Genomic DNA, 25601 nt, shown 5'->3' on the forward strand with positions numbered 1-25601 from the left:
GAAGCACGGCAAGAGCGCGGACGGGGCGGACCTCGGCGCTGGTTCACGCGATGGTGTGATCATGTCCCGCGTGGCGGATGGGGGTTGAGGGGCACGGGTAGGGCCGGGCCATGACGCAGCCGTTCGAACTCCCGCACTTCTACATGCCGTATCCCGCACGGCTCAATCCGCACCTGGACGAGGCCCGGGCCCACTCCACCGCGTGGGCCCGGGAGATGGGCATGCTGGAGGGCTCCGGGATCTGGGACCAGGCCGATCTGGAGGCGCACGACTACGGACTGCTGTGCGCCTACACCCACCCCGACTGCGACGGGCCCGCCCTCTCGCTGATCACCGACTGGTACGTGTGGGTCTTCTTCTTCGACGACCACTTCCTGGACATGTACAAGCGCACCCAGGACCGCGCCGCCGGCAAGGCCCACCTCGACCGGCTGCCGCTGTTCATGCCGCTCGACCCGGCGACCCCCGTACCGGAGCCGCAGAACCCGGTCGAGGCAGGCCTGAAGGACCTGTGGGCGCGCACGGTGCCGTCGATGTCGGTGGACTGGCGCCACCGCTTCTCCGTCGCCACCGAGCACCTGCTCAACGAGTCGATGTGGGAGCTGTCGAACATCAACGAGGGGCGCATCGCCAACCCCGTCGAGTACATCGAGATGCGCCGCAAGGTCGGCGGCGCCCCCTGGTCCGCCGGACTCGTGGAGTACGCCACCGCCGAGGTACCCGCGGCCGTCGCCGGGAGCCGGCCGCTGCGGGTGCTCATGGAGACCTTCGCCGACGCCGTCCACCTGCGCAACGACCTGTTCTCCTACCAGCGCGAGGTCGAGGAGGAGGGCGAGAACAGCAACGGCGTGCTCGTCCTGGAGACCTTCTTCGGCTGCACCACGCAGCAGGCCGCCGACACCGTCAACGACATCCTCACCTCGCGCCTGCACCAGTTCGAGCACACCGCGCTCACCGAAGTCCCCGCCGTCGCCCTGGAGAACGGCCTCACCCCGGCCGAGACGGCCGCGATCGCCGCGTACACCAAGGGACTCCAGGACTGGCAGTCCGGCGGCCACGAATGGCACCTGCGCTCCAGCCGCTACATGAACCAGGGCGCGCGCAGCAGTTCGCCCTGGCAGCTGCCGAGCGGCCCCGGCACCTCCGCCGCCCACATCGGCACCCTGCTCGCCGCCGCCGCCCAGGAGCGCCTGCGCGCCTACTCGCACGTGCCCTACCAGAAGGTCGGCCCGTCGATCCTGCCCGAGTTCCACATGCCGTTCCCGCTGACGCTGAGCCCCCACCTCGACGCCGCCCGCCGCAATCTGCGCACCTGGTGCGACCAGGTCGGCATCCTCCAGGAGGGCGTCTGGGACGAGGACAAGCTGCGCGCCTACGACCTCGCCCTGTGCTCCGCCGGACTCGACCCCGACGCCACCCCCGAGGCCCTCGACCTCAGCGCCCAGTGGCTCGCCTTCGGCACCTACGGCGACGACTACTACCCGCTCGTCTACGGGCACCGCAGGGACCTGGCCGCCGCCCGCCTGACCACCGCCCGGCTGTCCGCCTGCATGCCCGTCGAGGGCGAGCCCGCGCTCGTGCCCGGCAACGCCATGGAACGCTCCCTGATCGACCTGTGGGCGCGCACCACCGCCGAGATGACCGCCGACCAGCGGCGCACCCTCAAGGCCGCCGTGGACACCATGACCGAGAGCTGGGTGTGGGAACTGTCCAACCAGGTGCAGAACCGCGTCCCCGACCCGGTCGACTACCTGGAGATGCGCCGCTCCACCTTCGGCTCCGACCTCACCCTGAGCCTGTGCCGGATGGGCCACGGCCCGGCGATCCCGCCGGAGGTGTACCGCAGCGGCCCGGTGCGCTCCCTGGAGAACGCCGCCATCGACTACGCCTGTCTGCTCAACGACATCTTCTCGTACCAGAAGGAGATCGAGTACGAGGGCGAGATCCACAACGCGATCCTGGTCGTGCAGAACTTCTTCGGCATCGACTACCCGACCGCGCTCGGCGTCGTGCACGACCTCACCACCCAGCGCATGCAGCAGTTCGAGCACGTGGTCGCCCACGAACTCCCCGTCCTCTACGACGACTTCGAGCTGTCGCAGGAGGCCCGCAGGGCGATGGACGGCTACGTCCTCGATCTGCAGAACTGGCTGGCCGGCATCCTCAACTGGCACCGGAGCGTGGACCGTTACCAGGACGCGTGGCTGAGCCGGCGCGCCCACCGCTTCCTGCCCGACCGCATGCCCGCACGGCCGGTGCTCACACCGGGCTGACCGGAAGATTCCGAGTCTTCTCGCACGGAACGGGGCATTCGGGGAACTGCGGCGAGCATTCGCGACCGGGTCCCGGCCACGGTCCGGGTCCCGGCCACCGGTCCGATCCGGTCGGGTCCCGGCCGGGCCGGTCCGGTGGCCGCGTCCCGCGGCGTCCGTCGCGGGCGCGGGATCGCCGAATGGGCTCGCGTCGGCCGGGCCGGGCGGGCAGGATGCTGCCCGGGACGCCACCAAACCGTCGCGCCACCCGCCCGACCAGCGAGATCCGCCCGGAGGCCCGGATGACCGGTACCACGACCACGCCCTTCAGCGCCGCCGACCACAGGGCCCGCATGGAGCGCGCCACCCGCGCCGCGGCCGACGCCGGTCTCGCCGGGCTGCTCGTGGCACCCGGCCCGGACCTGGTGTGGCTGACCGGCTACACCCCCACCGCGATCACCGAGCGGCTCACCCTGCTGGTCCTCGCCCCCGGCCGGGACCCGGTGCTCGTCGTCCCCACCCTGGAGGCCCCGGACGCCGAGCACTCCGCCGCCGGCGAGGTGCTGACGCTGCGCGACTGGACCGACGGCAAGGATCCCTACGCCGTCACCGCCGACCTCCTCGACGGCCGCGGCCGGTACGGCATCAGCGACAACACCTGGGCGATGCACGTGCTGGGCCTCCAGCGCACCCTGCCGGACAGCTCCTACGCCGCCCTCACCGAGGCCCTGCCCATGCTGCGCGCCGTCAAGGACGCCGCCGAGGTGGAACTGCTCGCGGCCGCCGGGGCCGCGGCCGACGCGGCGTTCGAGGAGATCCGCAAGATGCCCTTCGCCGGGCGCCGCGAGTCCGACGTCGGCCATGACCTCGCCGCGCTGCTGCGCCGCTTCGGCCACTCCCAGGTCGACTTCACCATCGTCGGCTCCGGACCCAACGGCGCCAACCCGCACCACGAGGTCGGCGACCGCGTCATCCGGCGCGGCGACATGGTCGTCCTCGACTTCGGCGGCCTGAAGGACGGCTACGGCTCCGACACCACGCGCACGGTGCACGTCGGCGAGCCCACCGAGGAGGAGCGCCGGGTCCACGACGTCGTGCGCGCCGCCCAGGAGGCCGGCTGCCAGGCGGTGCGGCCGGGCGTTGCCTGCCAGGAGGTCGACCGCGCCGCCCGCGCGGTGATCACCGACGCCGGATACGGCGAGTACTTCATCCACCGCACCGGGCACGGCATCGGCGTCACCACGCACGAGCCGCCGTACATGATCGAGGGCGAGGAACTGCCGCTGGTGCCCGGGATGTGCTTCTCCGTGGAGCCCGGCATCTATCTGCCCGGCCGCTTCGGGGTGCGCATCGAGGACATCGTCACGGTGACCGAGGACGGTGGCCGCCGCCTCAACAACACCACCCGTGAGATGGTCGTAGTGGACTGACAGGCCCGGAAAGGGCCGGGAGGCCACCCCGACGACACCGGAACGGCAACGCAGGACCCCATGACCCAGGCACCGATCCCCACCCCGGACAGCGTCCGCGCAGTGGTCCGTTCGCTGCTCAAGGACCACCCGGAGGACACCGAGGGCGCGCACGCACCGGACGTCCGGCCCGTCCGTGCGGGCCACCCGTACACCTGGTGGGTCGGCGCCCGCCGGGTGCTGCGCCTCGCCCCCGACCGGGAGGCCTCCGCCCGCCGCCGCCGGGAACTGCGGCTGCGCGCCCTGGTCCGCCCGCACGTCCCGGTGGCCGTGCCCACCAGCGTGGCGCACGCCGACTGGGTGCCCGGTCTCGCCTGCACCCTCGACACCGTGGTGCCCGGCGGCACCGCCGAGGAACACGACGTCTCGGCGGCCGGCGAGGCGGACCTCGCCGGACTGCTCAACGGGCTGCGCGCGGTGCCGGCCCGCCAGGCCGAGTCGCTCGGCGTGCCGCGTTCCGCACCCCGGTCCCTGGAGGCGCTGCGCCGGATGGCCGTGCACGCGGCCGAACGGCTCGCCGCCGCCGACGAGTTCGACGCCGAGCGGATGCACCAGCTGACCCCCGCCGGCGCCGCCCAGCTCGCCACCAAGCCCGGCGCGGCCGTGCTCACCCACCACGGCCTGTCCGGCGAACACGTGGTGGTCAGCGCGGACGGGCGGGTGCGCGGCATCCTGGACTGGACGGAGGCGGTGCTCGGCGACCCCGCCGAGGACATCGCCGGACTCGCCGTCGCCGTCGGCTCCCCGGCCGCCGTCCGCGCCGCCACCCTCGCCGGCTACGGCGCCCGCCCCTGTCTGCGCGGCCTGTGGCTCGCCCGCTGCGACACCGTCCTGCGGCTCACCGAACACCTCGACGGCCGCGCCACCGGCTCCCTGCCCCTGCTGCGCACCCAGCTGCAGCGGGCCTGGGAGCCGATCCTGCTGGAGCGGCTGACGGACTTCAAAACGGCCGGCGAAGAGCCCTGACCCGACCCTCCTGAACCGCCGCGGCCCCCGTACGCCCCGCCGCCGTCAACCATCCGCCCGCCCGCCGCCGTCACCCGTCCGGCCCACCGGCGCGCCACCGCCCGCGTGCCGCGAGGCCCCGCCGGGGAACGCCCGGGGCGCGGTCCGGGCGGGCCCACGGGGACGGCGACGGCGCCCTGCCGCCTGTGGCTCCCACCCCGCCGCTCACCATACTGGGAGGGAACGGACAGATCGCCCGCCCGGCTCGCGGAGGTGCGAGGATGCGCGACGACGCCGAGAACGACGCCGAGAACGACGAGGAAGCCGTCGAGGAGCCCGAGGAGTACGACGAGGACGCGGCCGAAGAACCCGACGAGGACGCGGAACCCGAGTGGTACGACGAGGAGGCCGGGGAAGCCGACGCGTACGTCGCGGCGCCCTCGCGCACCCGGGCCGACGTGGAGCCCGACGTCTTCCTGGACGTCCCGCAGCTGAGGGTCGACGAGATCGACCTGGACGTGGAGGACCTGCGCGCCCACGTCTCGCTCCAGGCCGAGGTGCTGGACCTGCTGAGGCTGAACGTGGGCGCCGACGTCTCCCTCGGGCGGGTGCACCTGGGCATCTCGGGCGTGGAGGCGCAGGCCCAGCTGAGGGTGCGGCTCGACAACGTCGCGCTGATCATCAACCGGGTGCTCACCACCCTCGACCGCAATCCGCAGATCCTGGAGGAACTGGCGGGCGGACTCGGGTCGGCGGTACGGGACGTCGGCGGCGGCGCCCGGCAGGCCGTCGGCGAACTCGGCAGCGGGGCGGGCCGGGCCGTCGAGGAGGTCGGCCACGGTGCCGGGTACGCCGTGCGGGACATCGGACGCGGCGCCGGGGGCGCGGTCGAGTACGTGGGCCGGGGTGCGGGCTCCGCGGTGGACGAGGTCGGCCGCGGCGCCGGACACGCCGTGCGGGACGTGGGGACGGGCGCGGGCGCGGCCGTCGAGGATGTCGGTGGTGGGGCGGGGCGTGCGGTGGAGGATGTCGGTGGTGGGGCGGGGCGTGCGGTGGAGGATGTCGGTGGTGGGGCGGGACGAGTGGTCGAGGACGTCGGGGCCGGGGCCGGGCGGATGGTGGAGGACGTCGGTGAGCGGGCGGGCCGGGTCGTGAGCGACGCCGGGACGGGCGCGGGCGGCGCGGTGCGGGAGACCGGCCGGGTCGCGAGGGGGGCCGGGAGGGCCGTGGGCGAGGCGGGGCCCACCGCGCGGCGGGCCGCGGGCACCGCCGAGGACGCCGTCGAAGGTGCCCCGGGAACCGCGCGGAGCGCCACCTCGGCGGAGCGCGGCGCGGCTCGTCGCACGGCCACCTCGGCGGCGCGCCGGGCCACCCGGCGAGGCGACCGCACCGAGGCCGGCCGGACCGAACCCGGCCGTACCGCCCGGGCCCGCCGGGCCCGCGACGAGGACGGCGCGGACGAGGACCCGGCCCCGCCCCGCAGGCGGCGCACCGCGCGCCGGCGGCAGGAGCCGCCGTGAACGGCCGCACGTCCCACCCCGGGAGCGGCGGACCGCTCCCCGCCCGCGGCCGGCACCGCCCGACCGCCGCACCCGGACATCTCGTTCGAGGCGACCGTCCGCGGTGACCGGCTCCGCTTCGAGGACGAGCCCCGGACGGCCGTCGGTTTCCCCGGCACCGGCGAACGGGAGTCGTCGTCACGCAGCGAGCGGACCAACCTCCCCGACACGGTCGCCGCCGGCCGGGAGTACCGCGGCATCCGCGTCCACTACCGCCTCGCCACCCGGCTGGTCCGCCCGCCGCGGGACACCCCGGGCACCGGGGCACGCCCGGCCGGTGGATGAGATCAGGGCTGGGCGAGCACCACGCAGGACTCGCCGGGGAGCTGGAGCAGCCCGTCCGCCCCCGGCGCCGCCACCGGTTCCCACGCGGCGAGGACCAGCGCGGGGCGGCTGCCCAGCGGGATGGCGGCCGGGTCCTTGCCCAGGTTGACGGCGACCCGGACGTCCCCGCGCCGGAAGGCCAGCCAGCGGGCCTCCTCGTCGTAGGCCACCTTGGTGTCGGCGAGGTCGGGATCGGTGAGGTCCGGCTGCTCGCGGCGCAGTGCGATCAGCCGCCGGTACCAGTCCAGCACCCGGGCGTGCGGCGGACGCCCGGGCTCCGACCAGTCCAGGCAGGACCGCTCCCGGGTCGCCGGGTCCTGCGGATCCGGTACGTCCTCCTCGGCCCAGCCGTGCGCCGCGAACTCCCGCCGCCTGCCCCGCCGTACCGCCTCCGCCAGCCCGGGGTCGGTGTGGTCGGTGAAGAACTGCCAGGGCGTGCCGGCCGCCCACTCCTCGCCCATGAACAGCATCGGGGTGAACGGCGCGGTCAGCACGAGCGTCGCGGCGCACGCCAGCAGTCCGGGGGAGAGGTGGGCGGAGAGCCGGTCGCCCTGGGCGCGGTTGCCGACCTGGTCGTGGGTCTGGCTGTAGCCGAGCAGCCGGTGCCCGCCCACCCGCGCCCGGTCCAGCGGACGCCCGTGGTGCCGGCCCCGGAAGCTGGAGTAGGTGCCGTCGTGGAAGTAGCCCCCGGTGAGCGTCTTGGCCAGCGCGGCGAAGGGGGCGCGCGCGAAGTCCGCGTAGTAGCCCTGGGACTCGCCGGTCAGCGCGGTGTGCAGGGCGTGGTGGAAGTCGTCGTTCCACTGCGCGTGCAGCCCGAGCCCGTGCTCCGCGCGCGGGGTGATGAACCGGGGGTTGTTGAGATCGGACTCGGCGATCAGCGACAGCGGCCGGCCCAGCTCGGCCGCGAGGTCGTCCACCGCGGCGGACAGCTCCTCCAGGAAGTGGCGGGCGCGGGTGTCGTAGAGCGCGTGCACCGCGTCCAGGCGCAGCCCGTCCAGCCGGTAGTCCCGCAGCCAGGCCAGCGCGCTGCCGATCAGGAACGCCCGCACCTCGTCCGAGCCGGGCGCGTCCAGGTTGACCGCCGCTCCCCACGGGGTGGTGTACGCGTCCGTGAAGTACGGCCCGAAACGCGGGAGATGGTTCCCGGAGGGCCCCAGATGGTTGTGCACCACGTCCAGGACCACGGCCAGGCCCAGCTCGTGCGCCCGGTCCACGAACCGCTTCAGCGCCTCGGGGCCGCCGTACGGCTCGTGCACCGCCCACGGCGACACCCCCTCGTACCCCCAGCCGTGCCGCCCCGGGAACGGGCACAGAGGCATCAACTCCACGTGCGTGACGCCCAGTTCGGCCAGGTGGCCGAGGCGGGCGGCGGCCGCGTCCAGGGTGCCCTCGGGGGTGTACGTGCCCACGTGCAGCTCGTAGAGCACCGCGCCCGGCAGCGCCCGCCCCGGCCAGTCGGCGCGCCAGGTGTACCGCTCGTGCTCCACGACCGCGCTGAGCCCGTCCGGGCCGTCCGGCTGGCGGCGCGAGCGCGGGTCGGGCAGCACCGGACCGTCGTCCAGCGCGAACCCGTAGCGCGCGCCGTCGCTGGCCTCCGCCTCCCCCCTCCACCAGCCCGCCCGCTCGGGATCGCGCCCCAACGGGTGCGCCACGCCCTCGCACTGGAGCGTCACTCGGTCTGCCTGCGGTGCCCACACCTCGAACTGCACGGACGGTTCCCCTTCGTCTGCTCACCGTGATGTCCCGCGTCCCCATCGTGCCGTCCGGACGATCAATCCGCTTTCGAATCGGGGCCTTTCCTCCCAGGTGTCGTGGAACGTTTCCCGGCGGCCCGTGCGGAAGTGGCCGCGCGCGGGCGCCGGTTCCCCGCTTTCTGGACACCCGACGTCCGCTGACCGACAATCACAAGCGTGACGTCGTCCTTCGAGTTCTCCACCTCCTCCGCCCCCGTACCGGCGTCCGCGCGGTTGTCCGACGCGGAGCGGGAGAGGGCGCTGGAGGTGCTGCGGGACGGGGTCGCCAAGGGCCGGCTGTCGCACGACACGTTCGTGCGCCGCATGGAACTGGTGCTCGGCGCCCGCCACGCCGACGAGATCGCCGTCCTCGTCGCCGACCTGCCCCGCGAGAACCGTTTCTCCCGCGCGCTGTTCGGCAGCGTCGAGGCGGTCTCCGGGTTCACGGTACGACTGCGCCGCGCCTGGCAGGCCGAGCGGCTGCCCAAGCTGCTGCTGCCCGGACCGGAGCACCTGCGTCCGCTGCGCATCGGCCGCGACCCGGGCAACGGGCTGCGGCTGACCCACGAGACCGTCTCCCGGGTGCACGCCGAACTCAGCCACCAGGGCGGTCTGTGGATCCTCAGGGACCTCGGTTCCACCAACGGCACCACCGTCAACGGCCGCCGGGTCATCGGCGCGGTCGCGGTCCGCGAGGGCGACCAGGTCGCCTTCGGGCGGGTGGCTTACCGGCTGGCGGTGAGCTGAGCGCCCGTACCGGCCGCGGTGGTGCGAACGGGTGACTCGCCCTGCGGCACGCCGGGCGTCCTGCCGATGCAACGGGCATGACGTATCTCACCAGAGCGACAGCGACCGCCGGCGCCCTCCTGGCGGCCGCCGGTCTCCTCGCCGCGGGCCCGGCCCGGGCGGCGTCCCACCCCCACGGCAACCGGCTGCACCTCACGGTCACCCGGGACGGCGCCGGGGCCGGCGGCGCGCACGACGTGCTGCTGCGCTGCGCCCCACCCCAGGGCCACCCGCATGCGGCCGAGGCCTGCGCCGAACTGACGGCGGCCCGCGGTGACATCGACCGCATCCCGGCCCGCAAGGTCTTCTGCCCGCGCATCTACTCCCCGGTCATCGCCACCGCGCGCGGCCACTGGAACGGACGGACCGTCGACTTCCGCAGGACGTACACCAACTCCTGCGAACTGCGGGCGCGGACGGGAGCCGTCTTCGCCCTGGGGGACTGACCGGCGGCCTACCCCTCCGCCTGCTCCCGGGCCTGCTGGGCGGCCAGCAGCACCGTGCGGGACTGGTGCTCCACCTGGTGGTCCAGCGGCACCCAGCGGGCCCGGAAGCGCTCGCCGAACGCCTCCGACCAGGCGGCGACGAGCCGTTCCAGGTGCGGCGCCGCCCGGTCGTCGCTCTCCCGCAGCACCCGCAGCAGCATCGCGGCCGCCCGCAGCGGCAGCCGCCGCCCGAAGGCGTCCACGCTGCCCACGTACGCCATCGTCGTGCCGGCCGGCGGGGTGTGGATCCAGTCCTCGGCCAGGCCCGGGATCAGCTCCAGCGCCCACCGGGCGGCCCGCAGCAGCGGCCCGTCCGCACCGTCGAGGCGGGGCAGCGCCTCGGCGAGTACCCGCTCCACCTCCCGCGCGTCCCGCAGCAGCCGCTGGGCCAGCCGCCGTATCGCCGCCGCGGGCGCCGGATGCGGCGCGGGGTCGTCCACCAGATCGCTGGCCCACATCGGCACCTCCACCACGGCGGTCAGCCCGCCGTAGCGGTGGGCGTGGTACCAGGTGCTGTTGCGGGCGTCGTCCGGCATGCTCGGGTAGGCGGCGCCCGTCTCCGGCCCCGGCATCACATGTACCCCCGGCCCCGAGGCCGGCCAGCCCGCCGCGTCCGAGGCGCCCGTCTCCACCGGGATGTGCAACTGCGCCGCCGACTTGGCGAACGGTTCGGCGAGGCCGGGCACGTCCTTGGTCAACTGCACCCAGCTGCCGCCCAGATCGGTGCCGTGCAACGTCACCTGGAGGTAGGGACGCAGCTCGTCTATCACCCTGGTCAGGGCGCGGGTCTCGGGCGGCAGCCGGTCCGGGGGCAGCACGGACGGCGACCACTCCGGCTGCTCCGCGCCGGTGGGCCGGTAGAAGCCGAGGTGGTAATCGAGCAGGCTGCGCGGGGCCGGGGTGACGTGCAGGGCGGCGCCGTCCGGGTCCGCGCAGAGCAGGAAGTGCCAGGAGACGCCGGCACGCAACTCCCGCTCGGCGAGCACCCGTCGGGCCAGCGCCCGCAGGGTGGAGCCGCCGGCCGGTTCGTTGGCGTGGGCGCCCGCCACCACCAGCACCGCCCGCCGCGCGTGGCCGACCGACAGCAGGTGCAGCGGTCGCCCCGCCCGGGACAGGCCCACCTGCCGCAGCGTGCACAGCCCGGGTTCCTGAGCGGCCAACGCCTGTGCGCTGGCGACCAGTTCGGGAACGCTGGGGTAGCGCAGCTCCGGCAGAAGACTCACCCCCGTTTGGTCCCACCCGGCTTCGCCCTCCCAGTCCCGCACGGCACGGGGTGGCTGTCAAGCATCCGGTGGGACGCCCCGCCGGCAAGCGCCAACCGGAGGACGGGCCACCGGATCTGCCGTGCTCACCGCTGGTGCAGCCCCCGCCCCGCGAGCGTCAGGAACACCTCGCCCACCGCCTCGGAGAGTGTGGGGTGCGGGTGGATGTGCCGGGCCACATCGGCGGGTTCGGCGTCCCAGCCGACGATCAGCTGACCCTCCGCGACCATCTCCGAGACGTGCGGGCCGACCAGATGCACCCCGAGCACTCGCCCGCCGCCGGCCTCCGCCACCACCTTCACCATCCCGCCCCGGCCGTGCACCATCCCCTTGGCCACGGCGGTCAGCGGCATGGTGTTGACGTCCACCTCGTGCCCCCGCGCCCGCGCCTCCTCCTCGCCGAGGCCCACGGAGGCGGTCTGGGGCGAGGAGTACGTCACCCGGGGCACGGCCGCGTAGTCGACCGGCGCCGGCCGCAGCCCGGCGAGCGTCTCGGCCACCACCAGCGCCTCCGCGAACGAGGCGTGCGCGAGACCGAGCGAGGGCGGCGGCAGCAGATCGCCGACGACATGGATGCCCGGCACGGCCGTCTCCAGCCGGTCCCAGTCGGCGGGTACGACGAATCCGCGCGCGTCCGCCGTGAGGCCCGCGGCGGCCAGGTCCAGGCCCTCGGTGACCGGCACCCGCCCGACCGCCACCAGCAGCCGTTGCGCGGTCAGCGTCCGGGTCTCGCCGCGCGCGGTGCGCACCCGGGCCCGCACCCCGCCGTCCAGCACCTCCGCGTCCAGCAGCCGGGCCCCCGCCTGCACGTCGATGCCGCGCCTGCGCAGCCCGCGCGTCAGATGCCGGCTCACGTCCGCGTCCTCCAGCGGCACGATCCGCTCGGCCGCCTCGACCAGGGTGACCTCCGCGCCCATCGACCGGTGGAAGGAGGCGTACTCCACCCCGATCGCGCCCCCGCCGAGCACCAGGACCGAGTCCGGCAGCCCCGGGGCGAACAGCGCGTCGTCACTGGTGACCACCCGGCTCCCGTCCGGAACGAGCCCGGGGAGCGTGCGTGGGCGCGAACCGGTGGCGAGGACGATGCCCCGGCGTGCGGTGAGCCGGTGCGCGCCGGGCGCGGCAGCCGGAGCCTCCGGCCGCCCCACGCCCTCCACCGCCACCGTGCGCGGTCCCGTCAGCCGCGCGCTGCCCCGCACCACCCGCACGCCCGCGTGCTCCAGGTGCGCCGCCACCCCCTTGTGGTTGCGCTCCACGATGTCGTCGCGGGTGGCCACCAGCGCCGTCCAGTCCACGTCGTCCAGCGTGGCCTTCACCCCCCACCGCTCCCGGGCCTCGGCGATGCCGTCGACCAGTTCGGCGGCGTGCAGCATCGCCTTGCTCGGGATGCAGCCGCGGTGCAGACAGGTGCCGCCCAGCTTGTCGCGTTCCACGAGGGCGACGTCCAGGCCGAGGGCGGCGGCGCGCAGGGCGGTGCCGTAGCCGCCCGTGCCACCGCCGATGACGATCACATCCGCTGTGTCCATGCTCATGGTCACCACCCTGCGGCCGTCCCTTGCCATGCGTCCAAGGCAATGTTCTTGTGGAATCCATGCAGAACGCTCATGGGAGGGCGGGGAGTTGAGCCTGCGGCAGATGGAGTACTTCGTGACGGTCGTCCAGGAGGCGTCCTTCACACGCGCGGCGGACGCCCTGCACGTCACCCAGCCCGCGCTCTCGCACCAGATCAAGGCGCTGGAGAAGGCGGTCGGCGGGGCGCTGCTGGAGCGGCTGCCCCGGGGCGTGCGGCTCACCCCGATGGGCCGCGCCTTCCTGCCGCACGCCGAACTCGCCGTCCGCAGCGCCGCCCAGGCCCGTCGCGCGGCCCGCGCCGCCGCCGGGGCCGAGGGCGGCGAACTGCACGTCGCCGCCCTGCACTCCATCGCCGTCGGGGCCCTCCCGGACGTGTTCGCCCGCTGGCGCGCCGCCCATCCGAGGGTCCTGCTGCGGCTGCACGAGTACGCCACGTCGGAGGCGCTGGAGGAGGCCGTGCGGCGCGGCACCGCCGACCTGGCCGTGGGCCCCGAGCCCGTGGAGCAGCCCGGGACCGTGGTGCCGATCGGGGCGGAGGAGATCGTCCTGGTGGTGCCGTTCGACGACCGGCTGGCGGGGCGTACGACGGTGACGCTGCCCGAACTCGCGGACCGCTCCTGGGTCCGCTGCGCGATGGAGCCCGTGGTGCACGGCGCGCGCTTCCTCGACTGGGCCTGCGGGCAGGCCGGGTTCACGCCCCGGACGGCGGTGTGGACCGAGCAGGCGTCCACGGCGGTACGGATGGCGGCCGCCGGGGTCGGGGTGTGCGCCGCGGCCGCCCACATCGTGCGCGGCGCGGTCGGCGAGGACTGCGTCGTGCTCACGCCCGACCCGGTCTGGCGGCGCCCGCTCACCGTCTACGCGCGGGTGCCGCCCACCGGGGCCGCCGAGGCCTTCGTCGCGTTGCTGCGGGCCGTCTGGCCCAGCGTGAGCGGGCTTCCGCAGCGGCCCGGCCCCACGTGACGCGGACCGGCGGTGACGGCCGGGGGCGCGGGTCCGGGCGTCCGCAGCCGGACTCCCTCGGGCATCCGGCCGGCCGTGCTCGGAAACCCGGCGCACGGGACGGCGCGGACGCGTCCGCCGCTCCGTGCCGGCGGGTCAGTCCGCCGTGCTCCGTTCCAGCAGCGCGACCGGCAGGGGCGCGAACAGGTCCGCCGCCCGGACGCGGCCGGTGAACTCGCGTTCGGGATGGAGGACGTCGGTCCAGCGGCCGGGGGGCAGGGGCAGGAACGTGTCCCGCCAGCCGCCCGACTCGGCCAGCCGCAGCGAGAGACGGGTGACCGCGGTGATCACCTCCCCGGAGCGGGTGAAGGCCGTGCAGTGCTCCGCCGCGGCGCCCTCGGCGGGCAGGGGAGTGTGGGAGGCGGCGGGGCCGAAGGCGTCGGGGCGGCGGGCGCGCAGCCGCAGCGCGGCGGCGGTCAGCGTGTTCTTCTCGCCGGGTGACGCGGGCGGGAAGGCGGCCGGGCGGCGGTTGTCCGGGTCCACCAGGGCCCGGTACTCGCCCTCGGCGCCCTGGTAGACGTCCGGGACCCCCGGCATCGTCAGATGGACCAGGGCGGTGCCGAGGACATTGGCGCGGATGTGCGGCTCCAGGGCCTTGCGGAAGGCGGCCACACGGTCGCCGGGCGGCCCGCAGGGACCGCTCGCCACGAAGGCGGCCACCGCCTCCTCGTAGGGCGCCTCCCGCTCGGTCCAGCTGGTGTACATGCCCGCCTCGCGCACATGCTTCAGCAGGGCCTCGCGCACCCGTTCCTCCTCGGCGGGCCCCAGGGCGAACACCGTCTGCCAGGCCGCCCAGACCAGCTGCCCGTCGGGCACGCCCTCCTGCTGCCGGGTCACCTCGGCCACCAGCTCCGCCCAGCGGGAGGGGCATTCGGTGAGCACCGCGAGGGCCGCGCGGACGTCGGCGCTGCGCTTGGTGTCGTGCGTGGTGACCGCCGTACCGGTGAGCGGCCAGTCGCGCTGCACCCGTGCGCAGTAGGCGTGGAACTCGCGCGGCGACACCCCCGGCCGGCCCGGGTCGCCGCCCACCTCGGCCGCCGACAGCAGCGGCACATAGCGGTAGAACGCCGTGTCCTCCACCGACTTGGCGCGCAGCGCGGAGGCGGTCTGCGCGAACCGGGTGCGCAGCTCCACCCGGTCGGCGTGGTCCGGCGCGGCCGGGTCGCCGGGCGGCTCCACCAGCAGCCGGCGCACGACGTCGACGGCCGCCGCCTCCTCCGGCACCACGAAGGCGAGCCGCGCCTCCTCGGCGGCCTCCTCGGTGATCGCGAGGGCCGCGTCGCCGGAGGCGTAGGGCCGGTAGACCCGCATGCGGACCAGCAGCTCCTCCAGGGCCGTGCGCAGCGCCCAGGGCGCCCGGTCGCGCAGCTCCAGGTCCGGGGAGGTCGCGCACAGCCGGGCGGCGACCCGGGTGAGCCGGTCGGTCTCGGTGGCGAGTTCGTGGGTGAGCACCTTGTAGGCCGCCCGCCGTACCGTGGCGTCCCAGACCCCGCCGCGGTCCGGCTGCGGAGTGGCGAAGTCGCGGTACTCGGCGAGGAGTTCCACCGCGCCGTCCGGGTCCGTGAACAGGCCGTCGACCTGACGCAGGGCGTCGTAGCCGGTGGTGCCGGCGACCGGCCAGGAGGAGGGCAGGTGTTCGCCGTCGGCGAGGATCTTCTCCACCACCGTCCAGCGCCCGCCGGTCGCCTCGTGCAGCCGCGCGAGATAGGCGTCCGGGTCGGCGAGCCCGTCCGGGTGGTCCACGCGCAGCCCGTCCACCACGCCCTCCGCCAGCAGCTGGAGGATCTTGCCGTGGGTGGCGTCGAACACCTCGGGGTCCTCCACCCGCACCCCGATCAGCTCCGAGATGCTGAAGAAGCGCCGGTAGTTCAGCTCCGTGCGGGCCAGCCGCCACCACACCGGGCGGTACCACTGGGCGTCCAGCAGCTCGGGCAGCGGCAGCCGCGCGGTTCCTTCGCGCAGCGGCAGCACGTGGTCGTGGCAGCGCAGGACGTCGCCGTCGACCCTCAGGTGCTCCAGCTGCGTGCCGAGCGGCCCGCCCAGCACCGGCAGCAGCACCCGGCCGCCCCCGGCCTCCCAGTCGATGTCGAACCAGCGCGCGTACGGCGACCGCGGCCCCTCGCGCAGCACCTCCCACAGGGCCCGGTTGTGCCGGGGTGCAAGCGCCATGTGGTTGGGCACGATGTCCAGCACCAGGCCCATACCGTGCTCCCGGGCGGTGCCGGCCAGCGCCCGCAGCCCTTCCTCCCCGCCGAGTTCCGCGCGCACCCGGCCGTGGTCCACGACGTCGTAGCCGTGCGTGGAGCCCGGCACGGCCTCCAGGACCGGTGACAGGTGCAGGTGCGACACGCCGAGCGAGGCGAGGTACGGGACGGCCGCCGCGGCGGCGGAGAACGGGAAGGCGGGCTGGAGCTGGAGCCGGTAGGTGGCCGTGGGCACCCCCGGTCCGGGTCGCGCTGAGGTCATGGGAACCTAGGTACCCATCCCGCCCTCCCTGTCACCGCCGAAGGGCCGACCGGGTGGTCCGCTCGGGCTAGGTCTTCGTTTGGATCGGGCCGGGCGCCGCGAGCCCGGCCTGATCCAGACGAAAGGCCCTACGCCGGGCGCCGCAGCACCGTCAGGCTGCGATCGGTCAGCCGCAGCCGGTCGCCCGCCCCCGCCTTCGCCCCCGAGCCGGGCGGCACCCCCTGCGGCCGGGCCGTGTCCACCACCACCTGCCACTGCCGGCCGTGGTTCACCGGCACCAGGAAGTCCAGCGGCTGCGGGGAGGCGTTGAACATCAGCAGGAACGAGTCGTCGGTGATCCGCTCGCCGCGCGGCCCCGGCTCGGAGATCGCGTTGCCGTTGAGGAACACCGTGAGCGCCAAGGCCCGCGCCGACTGCCAGTCCCGCTGGGTCATCTCCTCGCCCTCGGGGGTGAACCAGGCGATGTCGGACAGCTCGTCGTGGGTGCCCTCGACCGGACGGCCGTGGAAGAAGCGGCGCCGGCGCAGCACCGGGTGGTCACGGCGCAGCCACACCATCGTGCGCCAGAACTCCAGCAGCTCGCCGCCGTCCTCCGGCCAGTCCAGCCAGCTCAGCTCGTTGTCCTGGCAGTAGGCGTTGTTGTTGCCGTGCTGGGTGCGGGCGAACTCGTCGCCGTGGCTGATCATCGGCACGCCCTGGGACAGCATCAGCGTGGCCGCGAAGTTCCGCATCTGCCGGGCGCGCAGCTCCAGGACGGCCGGATCGTCGGTGCCGCCCTCCGCCCCGCAGTTCCAGGACCGGTTGTGGCCTTCGCCGTCCCGGTTGTCCTCGCCGTTGGCCTCGTTGTGCTTGTCGTCGTACGACACCAGGTCGTGCAGGGTGAAGCCGTCGTGGCAGGTGACGAAGTTGATGGAGGCGAGCGGGCGGCGGCCGTCGTCCTGGTAGAGGTCGGAGGAGCCGGTCAGCCGGGAGGCGAACTCCCCGAGCGTGCGCGGCTCGCCCCGCCACAGGTCCCGCACGGTGTCCCGGTACTTGCCGTTCCACTCCGTCCACAGCGGCGGGAAGTTGCCCACCTGGTAGCCGCCCTCGCCCACGTCCCAGGGCTCGGCGATCAGCTTCACCTGGGAGACCACCGGGTCCTGCTGCACCAGGTCGAAGAACGAGGACAGCCGGTCCACCTCGTGGAACTGCCGGGCCAGGGTGGCGGCGAGGTCGAAGCGGAAGCCGTCGACGTGCATCTCGGTGACCCAGTAGCGCAGCGAGTCCATGATCATCTGGAGCACGTGCGGGGACCGCATCAGCAGCGAGTTCCCGGTGCCCGTGGTGTCCATGTAGTAGCGGGGGTCGTCCGCCAGCCGGTAGTACGACGGGTTGTCGATGCCCTTGAACGACAGGGTGGGGCCCAGGTGGTTGCCCTCGGCGGTGTGGTTGTAGACGACGTCCAGGATGACCTCGATCCCTGCCTCGTGCAGGGCGCGGACCGCCGACTTGAACTCCAGCACCTGCTGGCCGCGGTCGCCCCAGGAGGCGTACGCGTTGTGCGGGGCGAAGAAGCCGATGGTGTTGTAGCCCCAGTAGTTGCTCAGGCCCAGGTCCACCAGCCGGTGGTCGTTCACGAACTGGTGCACGGGCATCAGTTCGAGGGCCGTCACGCCCAGCTTGGTCAGGTGTTCGATCAGGGCGGGGTGGGCGAGCCCCGCGTACGTGCCGCGCAGCTCCTCCGGGATGTCCGGGTGGCGCATGGTCAGGCCCTTGACGTGCGCCTCGTAGATCACCGTGTGGTGGTACTCGGTGCGCGGCGGCCGGTCGTCGCCCCAGTCGAAGTACGGGTTGATCACCACCGAGGACATGGTGTGCGGCGCCGAGTCCAGGTCGTTGCGCCGCTCGGGCGCGTCGAAGTGGTGGCCGTACACCTCCTCGCCCCAGCGGATGCGGCCGGCGATCGCCTTCGCGTACGGGTCGAGCAGCAGCTTCGCCGAGTTGCAGCGCAGCCCGCGCCCGGGGTCGTACGGTCCGTGCACCCGGAAGCCGTACCGCTGCCCGGGCATCACCCCCGGCACGTACGCGTGCCGCACGAACGCGTCGCTCTCGCGCAGTTCCACCGCCGTCTCCGAGCCGTCGTCGTGCAGCAGACACAGCTCTACTCGGTCCGCGGCCTCCGTGTAGACCGCGAAGTTGGTGCCGGCGCCGTCATAGGTGGCGCCGAGCGGATATGCCTCTCCAGGCCAGACCTGCATGGACACGACTCTCCCAGCTGTGCGGCCCGCGCGGGCCGCGTTGCGCTACGAGTCCCCCTGACGCCAGGAAGTCTCCCCGAAAGCGGGAACGAGTGTGAGGGGGCGCGGCCGGTCCGGGTGGGGCAGGGCGGGGCGCGCCGGGAGCGGGGACCGCGGACGGGCACGGCACGTCCGAGGCCAGGGCGCCGGTCGCCCGGCCGGGTGCGCCCCGGAAGCCCCCGCTATGAAACCGCTCACTCCCGGTGCCCCGCCGGGGCGGAACGGCCCGGGAACCCCAAGCAGTTGAGCGAAGCAGCCGGGGAACCGACCTGTCCATCCGGCTGCACCGCGCAGTGCTACCGGAGTACCCTTCCTTGATCGTTGAGACGGGAGAGGCCCGGGAGTGGAAGGCGGTGCACGGGTGGGCTCGGGAGGGCTGGAGCTGCCCCCTGGTGACGAGGGTCACGAGGGGAACTCCGCGGACGTCCCGCCCGGCGCGGTGTCGCTGGCACGGCCGATGGGCGCGGGTTCCATCGGGCCTGAGCTGGACTGGGACGCCGACGCCTGGCACGAGGTGCGCACCCGCGCCCAACGGGCCGGCCGGGCCTACATCTGGCTGAACCTGGTGGAGCAGCGGCTGCGTTCGGTCGTCGCGGCCGTCCTGCGGCCGGTCTACGAGCCCGTGCACGGCGACGAGTGGGTGGTCGCCGCCGCCGGGCCGGCCGGGCAGGAATGGGTGCAGCGGGCGGTCGCCGTCCGCGAAGTCAGCCGCCGCAAGGGCTACTTGCTCGACCCCGCCGACGACAACGTGCTCAGTTTCCTCACGCTGCCGCAGCTGCGCGAGCTGATGGTGCAGCACTGGCCCTGCTTCGAGCCGTACTTCGACGAGCGCCGCGACCTGGAACTCGCCCTCGACGAGCTGGAGGTGACCCGCAACGTCGTCTCCCGCAACCGGGCCCTGTCCGAGGCGGTGCTCGGCCAGGCGGAGCGCGCCTCGGCCCGGCTCCTGGAGATGCTCGGCGCGGGCGGCGACGTGCCCTCCGCGCGCCGGCTGCCGGTCGACGCGGTGGAGGACCTGGTCGGCGACCGGTACGCGGACGTGGTCGCCGTGCACTCCGACCGGGTGCGGCTGCTGCGCCGGTTCCCGGCCGAGGACATCTTCGGCGGCGCCCGGCGCCTCGACGCCATCGGCATCGGCCTCAACCTGCTGGTGCAGAACTTCTCCGGGCGGCGCCTGGTCCGGCTCGCCGAGTCCGGCTGCCGGGTACGGCTGCTCTTCCTCAACCCGGCCTCCAGCTCGGTCAAGCGCCGCGAGCGCGAACTCGGGATGAAACGGGGCGAACTCAGCCGCTCGGTCGAGATGAACATCCTGCACATGCGCCGGGTGCGCTCCCGGCTGCGCGACCCGGGCGCCTTCGAGATCCAGGTGTACGACGAGACGCCCCGCTTCACCGCCTATCTGGTGGACGGCGACGGCGCCGACGGCGTGGCCGTGGTGCAGTCCTATCTGCGCGGGGCGCGCGGCATGGAGTCCCCGGTGCTGGTGCTGCGCAACGGCAGCCGCCTGGTCAAGTCGGACGACGTGGGCGAAGCCGGGCTGTTCCCGACATACCGTGAGGAATTCGAGCTGGCCTGGGCCGATTCGCGCCCGGTGTCCTGAACCGTCCCCGGCGAGAAGCGGAACGCGGTCCTCTGGTTGTCAGTGGTGCGTGCGAAGGTGGAGACCACTGGGGGAACGCACCGTCAAGAAGGGGGGCCACCCATGGGCTGGCACCGGGAGCTGCTGATCGGATTCGACCTGGAGACGACCGGCACGGATCCGCGCGAGGCGCGCATCGTCAGCGGCGCGGTGATCGAGGTCAGGGCCGGCGAACGGCTGGGCCACCGGGAGTGGCTGGCCGACCCGGGCGTGGAGATCCCGGCCGACGCGGTCGCCGTGCACGGCATCAGCAACGAACGCGCGGCGGCCGAGGGCGAACCGGCCGACCGGGTGGCCGACGCCATCGCCCGCACCCTGGTGTCGTACTGGACGGCCGGCGTCCCCGTGGTCGCCTACAACGCGGCCTTCGACCTCACCCTGCTCTCCGCCGAACTGCGCCGCCACGGGCTGCCGTCGCTCTCCGACCGCCTCGGCGGCCTTGCCCCGGCCCCCGTCGTCGATCCTTACACGATCGACCGCTGGGCGGACCGCTACCGCCGCGGCAAGCGGAACCTGGAGGCGGTGTGCGCCGAGTACGGCGTCGTCCTGGACGCGGCGCACAACGCCTCGGCCGACGCCCTCGCCGCGGCCCGCCTGGCCACCGCGATAGCCGACCGCCACCCCAAGATCGCCGCTCTCGGCCCCGCCGAACTGCACCGCCGGCAGATCGAGTGGTACGCGCAGTGGGCGGCGGACTTCCAGGCCTTCCTGCGCCGCAAGGGGGACGCGGCGGCGGTGGTGGACGGCGCGTGGCCGCTGCGGGAGCTGACGCCCGAGGCGGTGTGACGGGCCGTTCGCGGCCGTGCGGCAGGGCGGTTCGGCGCAGTGCTCAGAAGGGGTACCAGCGCACCGACTCGTCCCCGTCCCGCAGCGAGGCCACCCGGCGGCGGAACTCCGCCAGGGCCTTGGGGTTGCTCGGCGCGTGCTGGGCCACCCAGGCACAGCTGGCCGTCTCGCGGGCGCCGCGCAGCACCGAGCACCCCTCCCACTCGCGCACGTCCCAGCCGTAGGTCTCGGTGAACGCGTCGTACGCCTCGGCCGGCAGCCCGTACCGGTCGCGGGAGAGGGCCATGACCACCAGGTCGTGCTCGCGCAGGTCGGCCGAGAAGGTCTCCAGGTCCACCAGGACCGGCCCGTGCGGCCCGATGTGCACATTGCGGGGCAGCGCGTCACCGTGGATCGGTCCCGGCGCCAGACGGGGCGTCAGCGCCGCCGCGGCCGCCGCGAAGCCGTCCCGGCGCTCGCGCAGATACGCCGCGTCCTCGGGGTCGATCGCCGTACCCGCCAGCCGCAGCCAGCGCTCCACCCCGCCGAGCAGCTCCCGGCGCGGCAGCGCGAACGGCGCCGCGGGCAGGGCGTGCACGACCCGCAGCAGCTCGGCCAGGTCCCTGGGCTCGGCGGGCCGCTCGGCGTCGGGCAGCCGGTGCCACACGGTCACCGGATGACCGTCCACCAGACGCGGCTCCGGCTCGGCCGCCCGCACCGCGGGCACACCCGCCCCGGCCAGCCACCCGGCGATGGCCAGCTCGCGCCGGGCCCGCTCCAGCAGCTCGGCGTCCCGGCCCACCTTGACCACCAGGTCACCGGCGGCGAACACCGCGTTCTCGCCGAGCGCGAGCAGCCGCGCGTCCCCGGCCGCGACCGTCGGCACCCGAGCCGCGGCCAGCACCTCCCGCGCCCGTGCCTCGTCCATCGTCGTGCCTCCGTCGTCCCGAACCGTCGTGCGGGGTCTCGGCGGACGCCGTTTCCCCCGACCAGTCTCCCATTCGCCCAGGCCGGACCCGCCCGCGCGGCGGGGGATGTCCGTTCCGCCGCCAGAGATCCACTTTGTGATTACGAAGGCTTGTTGAACAAGTCACAGCCACGTGCAGAGGTTGATCCGGACCCCGTCGAACCGGCAGAGTTTCGCGCAGCCCGAGCGAAGCGCGGGCCCCGGCCGTCGTGCCCGCCCCCACGGGGCACGACGGCCGTCCTAAGCTGACCGGGTGACGACCTATGCGGCGCTGTTGCGCGGAATCAACGTCGGCGGCAAGCGGAAGCTCCCCATGGCCGACCTGCGCGCCCTGCTCGGCGGCCTCGGCCACACCGGCGTCCGCACCCATCTGCAGAGCGGCCAGGCGGTGTTCACCGCCGACCACGGCGACGAGGACACCCTGGCGGTGGAGCTGGCCGACGCGATCGAGGAGCGCTTCGGCTTCGCGGTCGACGTGCTGGTGCGCGACCACGCCTATCTGGCCGAGGTGGCCCGCGCCTGCCCCTTCCCGGCCGCCGGCCTGGCGGCCCGGCAACTGCACGTCACCTACTTCTCCGCGCCCGTCACCCCCGACCGCTACGCGCACATCGACCAAGCCGCCCATCTCCCCGAGGAGTTCCGCCTCGGCGACCGCTGCCTGTACCTGTACGCCCCCGACGGCCTCGGCCGCTCGAAGCTCGCCGAGATGCTGGGCCGACCACGCGCCACCAAGGACCTGATCGCCACCAGCCGGAACTGGAACACCGTGGTCAAGCTGGTCGAGCTGACCGCGCCGGCGGCCTGAACAGGGCGATCGGGTTGGTCGCCGACCTGGTCCGGACGGCCGACGAGGCCGAGCGCCGGGCGTACCGACCCGGGCTCCGCTTGGCCCCAACCGGAGCCCGGGTGAGTCGGCGTACAGATGGCCGATAACCGCCCCTGGAGCGCGGCTACTTGATCCTCCCCTGTGACACGGGGCCCGTCCGGGACGCAGAACGAAGAGCCGTCGCGGTCCGACGTCACAGGGGAACGCCGGACCGCGACGGCTTTTACCACGACCTCGCCCGCAGGGGGTCAGGCTCCGCGAAGAACGCGACAAGTCCCGCCCGCATGCCTAGGGTTGCAGCCACGCGGGACGGCCCGGGGCCCGCGCCGGAGCACGCGTACGCGGTTCCGCTTGCGCGTCCGGCCCGGTCAACCGCCACCGACCGCCCGAACGAGCGTCGATTTTCGGCCTACTCGGCGCGTTCGCCGTCGCAGCGGGCGGGCGCCGCGCCACCGGGCCGCGGCGCCCGCCCGAACCGCCGGTAACGTCACCTCCGATCCACGAGCGAGGACTGGACATGAGCACCTATGACTACGGACACGTCAACGGCCCAGGACAGTACGGTGAGTTCGTCGCCCTCGACCTGACGCACGGCACCCCGCCGCTGGAGGCCCTGATCGCCGTCTCCGCCCGGCTCACCGAGGCGCTGCGCAGGGAGTGCCCGGGGCTCGTCCGCCAGGGCCAGATCATCGAGGCCGCGTTCGCGGAGTCCGCCGACGACGGGCTGCCGCCCAACCGTGGCCGCATCCGTTCCGCGCTGGACGACATCTGCATCGGGGCCTCGGCCGGCACCGCCAGCCTCGCCTACACCCGGCAGCTGGTGCAGGCCCTCGGGCTGTGACCGCCGCCCGGCGCGGTGCCCTCCCCGGCGGTGCCGCTCAGGCGCCCAGCACCTGGAGCGTCGGCCGGCACGCGGCGTCGTACCGGCGCAGCAGCAGTCGCGCCACCTCCGGCGCGGGTCCCAGCACCTCGGCGAGCACGTCCGCACCGGCGGCGCCGCGCGCGATGCGGTCCGGCAGGAAGCCGGGGGCCAGCACGTACGGCGCGACGGCCACGCGGGCGCAGCCGAGCGCGCGCAGTTCGCGCACCGCGTCCTCGGTGCGCGGCAGGGAGGCGGAGGCGAACGCGGGCCGCACGGCGCACCAACCGGTGTGCCACCACTCCCGCGCGATGTCGGCGATCACCGCGATCGCCTCCGGGTCGCTGGACCCCGCCGAGGCCAGCACGACCCCGGTCGAGGACTTGTCGGCCGGCGACAGCCCGGCCTCGTACAGGCGCCGCTCCAGCGCCGCGAGCAGCAGCGGCGACGGGCCGAGCACCTCCGCCTGCCGGATCCGCAGCCGCGCGGGAGCCTGCCGCAGCACCGCCGGGATGTCGGCCTTGGCGTGGAAGGCGCGGGTCAGCAGCAGCGGCAGGGCCACGACGTCCCGGACCCCCTCCGCCGCCAGGGACTCCAGGACGCCCTGCACCGAGGGCACGTTGAAGTCCAGGAAGCCGGTCTCCACGCGCAGCCCCGGACGCTGCGACCGCACCCGCTCCACCAGGGCGTGCACGGTCCGGGCGTGCCGCGCGTCGCGGCTGCCGTGGGCGATGACGAGGAGCACGGGCCCGTTCATGCCGGTCAGCCCCTCACCAGCAGCCCGCGGCTGCGCAGCACCCACCGCTCCAGCGGACTGAAGATCAGCAGGTCGATCGCGATGCCGACGAACAGGATCAGCAGGATGGCCTCGAACACCATCGCCATGTCGCTGGCGGTGCGCGCGTTCTCCAGCAACTGGCCGAGGCCGGTGCCCAGATCGGGGAAGCTGGCGATGATCTCCGCGGCCATCAGGGAGCGCCAGGAGAACGCCCAGCCCTGCTTCATGCCGGCCACATAGCCGGGCAGGGCGGCCGGCAGGGTGATGTGCCAGGTGCCCCTGACGCCGGTGGCGCCCAGCGTGCGGCCCGCGCGCAGGAACAGCGGGGAGACCTGGTCCACCCCGGAGACCAGCCCGTTGGCGATGGACGGCACCGCGCCGAGCAGGATCACCGTGTACATCATGGAGTTGTTCAGCCCCAGCCAGATCACCGCGGGCGGCACCCAGGCCACCGACGGCAGCGACTGGAGCCCGGACAGCACCGGCCCGATCGCCGCGCGCACGAACCTGACCCGCGCCACCAGCAACCCCAGCGGGGTGCCGATCAGGAGCGCGAGGCAGAAGCCGAGCAGACCCCGGGAGACGGAGGTCCAGATGTAGCCGAGCAGCTTGCCCTGGAGCCAGTCGTCGCGGAAGGCGCCCCACACCGCGCCCGGCGTGGGCAGCTTGGTCGGGTCGTCCACGATCTTCAGGGTGATCAGGCCCTGCCACACCACCAGCACCACGACGATCGCGGCGAGGGGCGGGACGATCTTGTCGACAAGGGTCTTGCGGAACGGGGTACGGCGCGACTGGGTGGTCTCCAGCGCGTCGAGGCCCGCCCCCACGCTGTCCGTCGCGGGGCCGGTCGTCGTCTCACTGCTGGCCATGACGGCGGATCTCCCCACGCAGGACTTCGGTGATCTCCAGGGACAGCTCCGCCACGGGCGCGTCCTCGATGCGCCGCGGGTGCGGGATGCCGACCTCCCACTCCCGGGCGATACGGCCGGGCCGGGAGGACAGCAGCACGACCCGCTGGGCGAGCCGCACCGCCTCGCGCACGTTGTGCGTCACGAACAGCACCGACAGACCGGTCTCCGACCAGATCCGGGTCAGCTCGTCGTGCAGCACGTCCCGCGTGATGGCGTCCAGGGCCGCGAACGGCTCGTCCATCAGCAGCAGCCGGCTTTCCTGCGCCAGCGCGCGGGCCATCGCGACCCGCTGGCGCATGCCACCGGACAGCTCGTGCACGCGCTTGCCGTACGCGCCCTTCAGCCGGACGAGTTCGAGCAGCTCCTCGGCCTTGCCGCGCCGCTCCGGGCGGGGGACTCCCCTGAGCCTGAGGGCGAGTTCGATGTTCTTGCCGGCGGTCAGCCAGGGGAACAGGGCGTGTTCCTGGAACATCAGCGCGGGGCGGCCGTCGGTGTGGATGGTGCCGGCGGTGGGCCTGTCCAGGCCCGCCACCAGGTTGAGCAGCGTGGACTTTCCGCAGCCCGAGGCACCCAGGAGGGTGACGAACTCGCCGGGCGCGACATCGAGGCCGATGTCGTCCAGGACGAGCTGGGGCCCGCCCGGTGTGGCGAAGGACTTCGAGACATGCTCAAGGCGTGCGGCGTACTCCACCGACCGCGCGGCCTTGGCGAGGGTCGTGGCCATG

The 25601-nt window shown here is 74.2% G+C and carries 20 protein-coding genes; 11 read left to right on the forward strand and 9 right to left on the reverse strand.

The annotated features are described in order from the left end of the window. Positions 1 to 110: 110 nt before the first annotated feature. From cyc2 to ACSP97_RS27880, 4 genes are all read left to right on the forward strand, one after another. Entirely contained in the window at positions 111 to 2273 is a 2163-nt protein-coding gene (gene cyc2, locus ACSP97_RS27865; RefSeq protein WP_355322436.1) for a germacradienol/geosmin synthase Cyc2, read from the forward strand. A gap of 281 nt (positions 2274 to 2554) precedes the next feature. Continuing rightward, positions 2555 to 3682, forward strand: coding sequence for an aminopeptidase P family protein (locus ACSP97_RS27870; protein ID WP_355148308.1), 1128 nt, complete (start codon positions 2555 to 2557; stop codon positions 3680 to 3682). 60 nt (positions 3683 to 3742) lie between these two features. Beyond that, positions 3743 to 4687, forward strand: a complete 945-nt coding sequence (locus ACSP97_RS27875; protein ID WP_355322438.1) for an aminoglycoside phosphotransferase family protein — start codon at positions 3743 to 3745, stop codon at positions 4685 to 4687. 260 nt (positions 4688 to 4947) lie between these two features. Then, a complete protein-coding gene (locus tag ACSP97_RS27880; protein WP_440554785.1) occupies positions 4948 to 6186 on the forward strand; it encodes a hypothetical protein in 1239 nt (412 codons plus the stop codon). A 326-nt stretch (positions 6187 to 6512) separates the two neighbouring features. Here ACSP97_RS27880 and treZ read toward each other — a convergent pair whose 3' ends face one another. Beyond that, a complete protein-coding gene (treZ, locus tag ACSP97_RS27885; RefSeq protein ID WP_440554787.1) occupies positions 6513 to 8258 on the reverse strand; it encodes a malto-oligosyltrehalose trehalohydrolase in 1746 nt (581 codons plus the stop codon). Between the two features lie 201 nt (positions 8259 to 8459). On the opposite strand from treZ, the gene ACSP97_RS27890 reads away from it, so the two are divergent. Beyond that, positions 8460 to 9029, forward strand: coding sequence for a DUF1707 and FHA domain-containing protein (locus ACSP97_RS27890; protein ID WP_355148300.1), 570 nt, complete (start codon positions 8460 to 8462; stop codon positions 9027 to 9029). A 77-nt stretch (positions 9030 to 9106) separates the two neighbouring features. Next, positions 9107 to 9514 carry an SSI family serine proteinase inhibitor gene (locus ACSP97_RS27895; protein WP_355532490.1) on the forward strand — a complete coding sequence of 136 codons (408 nt, stop codon included), beginning with the start codon at positions 9107 to 9109 and terminating at the stop codon, positions 9512 to 9514. An 8-nt stretch (positions 9515 to 9522) separates the two neighbouring features. Here the strand turns inward: ACSP97_RS27895 and ACSP97_RS27900 are convergent, their stop codons facing one another. Next, positions 9523 to 10776, reverse strand: a complete 1254-nt coding sequence (locus ACSP97_RS27900; RefSeq protein ID WP_440554789.1) for a M14 family zinc carboxypeptidase — start codon at positions 10774 to 10776, stop codon at positions 9523 to 9525. Positions 10777 to 10901: 125 nt separating this feature from the next. Further along, positions 10902 to 12341 (reverse strand): dihydrolipoyl dehydrogenase, encoded by a 1440-nt coding sequence (gene lpdA, locus ACSP97_RS27905; RefSeq protein ID WP_440558485.1) that lies wholly within the window; start codon positions 12339 to 12341, stop codon positions 10902 to 10904. Between the two features lie 94 nt (positions 12342 to 12435). On the opposite strand from lpdA, the gene ACSP97_RS27910 reads away from it, so the two are divergent. Then, positions 12436 to 13350: a LysR family transcriptional regulator gene (locus tag ACSP97_RS27910; RefSeq protein WP_382013532.1), complete on the forward strand. Its 915-nt coding sequence runs from the start codon at positions 12436 to 12438 to the stop codon at positions 13348 to 13350. Between the two features lie 135 nt (positions 13351 to 13485). On the opposite strand, the gene treY is transcribed toward ACSP97_RS27910, so the two are convergent. Together treY and glgX are read right to left on the reverse strand one after the other, a co-directional pair. Next, complete coding sequence (gene treY, locus ACSP97_RS27915) at positions 13486 to 15855, reverse strand: malto-oligosyltrehalose synthase (protein WP_440554792.1); 2370 nt, start codon at positions 15853 to 15855, stop codon at positions 13486 to 13488. A 128-nt stretch (positions 15856 to 15983) separates the two neighbouring features. After that, the gene (gene glgX / locus ACSP97_RS27920) at positions 15984 to 18092 is read right to left on the reverse strand and encodes a glycogen debranching protein GlgX (protein WP_364728086.1); all 2109 of its coding nucleotides are present in this window, start codon (positions 18090 to 18092) and stop codon (positions 15984 to 15986) included. A 400-nt stretch (positions 18093 to 18492) separates the two neighbouring features. On the opposite strand from glgX, the gene ACSP97_RS27925 reads away from it, so the two are divergent. Then, the gene (locus ACSP97_RS27925) at positions 18493 to 19731 is read left to right on the forward strand and encodes an SAV2148 family HEPN domain-containing protein (RefSeq protein ID WP_355148663.1); all 1239 of its coding nucleotides are present in this window, start codon (positions 18493 to 18495) and stop codon (positions 19729 to 19731) included. A 102-nt stretch (positions 19732 to 19833) separates the two neighbouring features. Continuing rightward, positions 19834 to 20556, forward strand: coding sequence for a 3'-5' exonuclease (locus ACSP97_RS27930; protein WP_355148288.1), 723 nt, complete (start codon positions 19834 to 19836; stop codon positions 20554 to 20556). Positions 20557 to 20599: 43 nt separating this feature from the next. On the opposite strand, the gene ACSP97_RS27935 is transcribed toward ACSP97_RS27930, so the two are convergent. Next, entirely contained in the window at positions 20600 to 21463 is an 864-nt protein-coding gene (locus ACSP97_RS27935) for a phosphotransferase enzyme family protein (protein ID WP_355148286.1), read from the reverse strand. Between the two features lie 352 nt (positions 21464 to 21815). On the opposite strand from ACSP97_RS27935, the gene ACSP97_RS27940 reads away from it, so the two are divergent. Together ACSP97_RS27940 and ACSP97_RS27945 are read left to right on the forward strand one after the other, a co-directional pair. Next, a complete protein-coding gene (locus ACSP97_RS27940) occupies positions 21816 to 22307 on the forward strand; it encodes a DUF1697 domain-containing protein (RefSeq protein WP_440558486.1) in 492 nt (163 codons plus the stop codon). 538 nt (positions 22308 to 22845) lie between these two features. Continuing rightward, complete coding sequence (locus ACSP97_RS27945) at positions 22846 to 23169, forward strand: hypothetical protein (RefSeq protein WP_180328846.1); 324 nt, start codon at positions 22846 to 22848, stop codon at positions 23167 to 23169. A gap of 37 nt (positions 23170 to 23206) precedes the next feature. Here the strand turns inward: ACSP97_RS27945 and ACSP97_RS27950 are convergent, their stop codons facing one another. The 3 genes from ACSP97_RS27950 to ACSP97_RS27960 are packed head-to-tail and all read right to left on the reverse strand — an operon-like array spanning position 23207 to position 25600. Next, on the reverse strand, positions 23207 to 23944 hold the full coding sequence (locus tag ACSP97_RS27950) for a sirohydrochlorin chelatase (protein WP_358275482.1): 738 nt from the start codon (positions 23942 to 23944) through the stop codon (positions 23207 to 23209). Positions 23945 to 23949: 5 nt separating this feature from the next. Beyond that, positions 23950 to 24834, reverse strand: coding sequence for an ABC transporter permease (locus tag ACSP97_RS27955; protein WP_355322458.1), 885 nt, complete (start codon positions 24832 to 24834; stop codon positions 23950 to 23952). Then, positions 24821 to 25600, reverse strand: coding sequence for an ABC transporter ATP-binding protein (locus ACSP97_RS27960; protein ID WP_355148278.1), 780 nt, complete (start codon positions 25598 to 25600; stop codon positions 24821 to 24823). The genes ACSP97_RS27955 and ACSP97_RS27960 overlap by 14 nt, the downstream gene beginning before the upstream one ends. Position 25601 lies beyond the last annotated feature (1 nt).

Source organism: Streptomyces sp. SCPE 10 (assembly GCF_051980735.1).
GTDB classification, from domain to species: Bacteria; Actinomycetota; Actinomycetes; order Streptomycetales; family Streptomycetaceae; genus Streptomyces; species Streptomyces misionensis.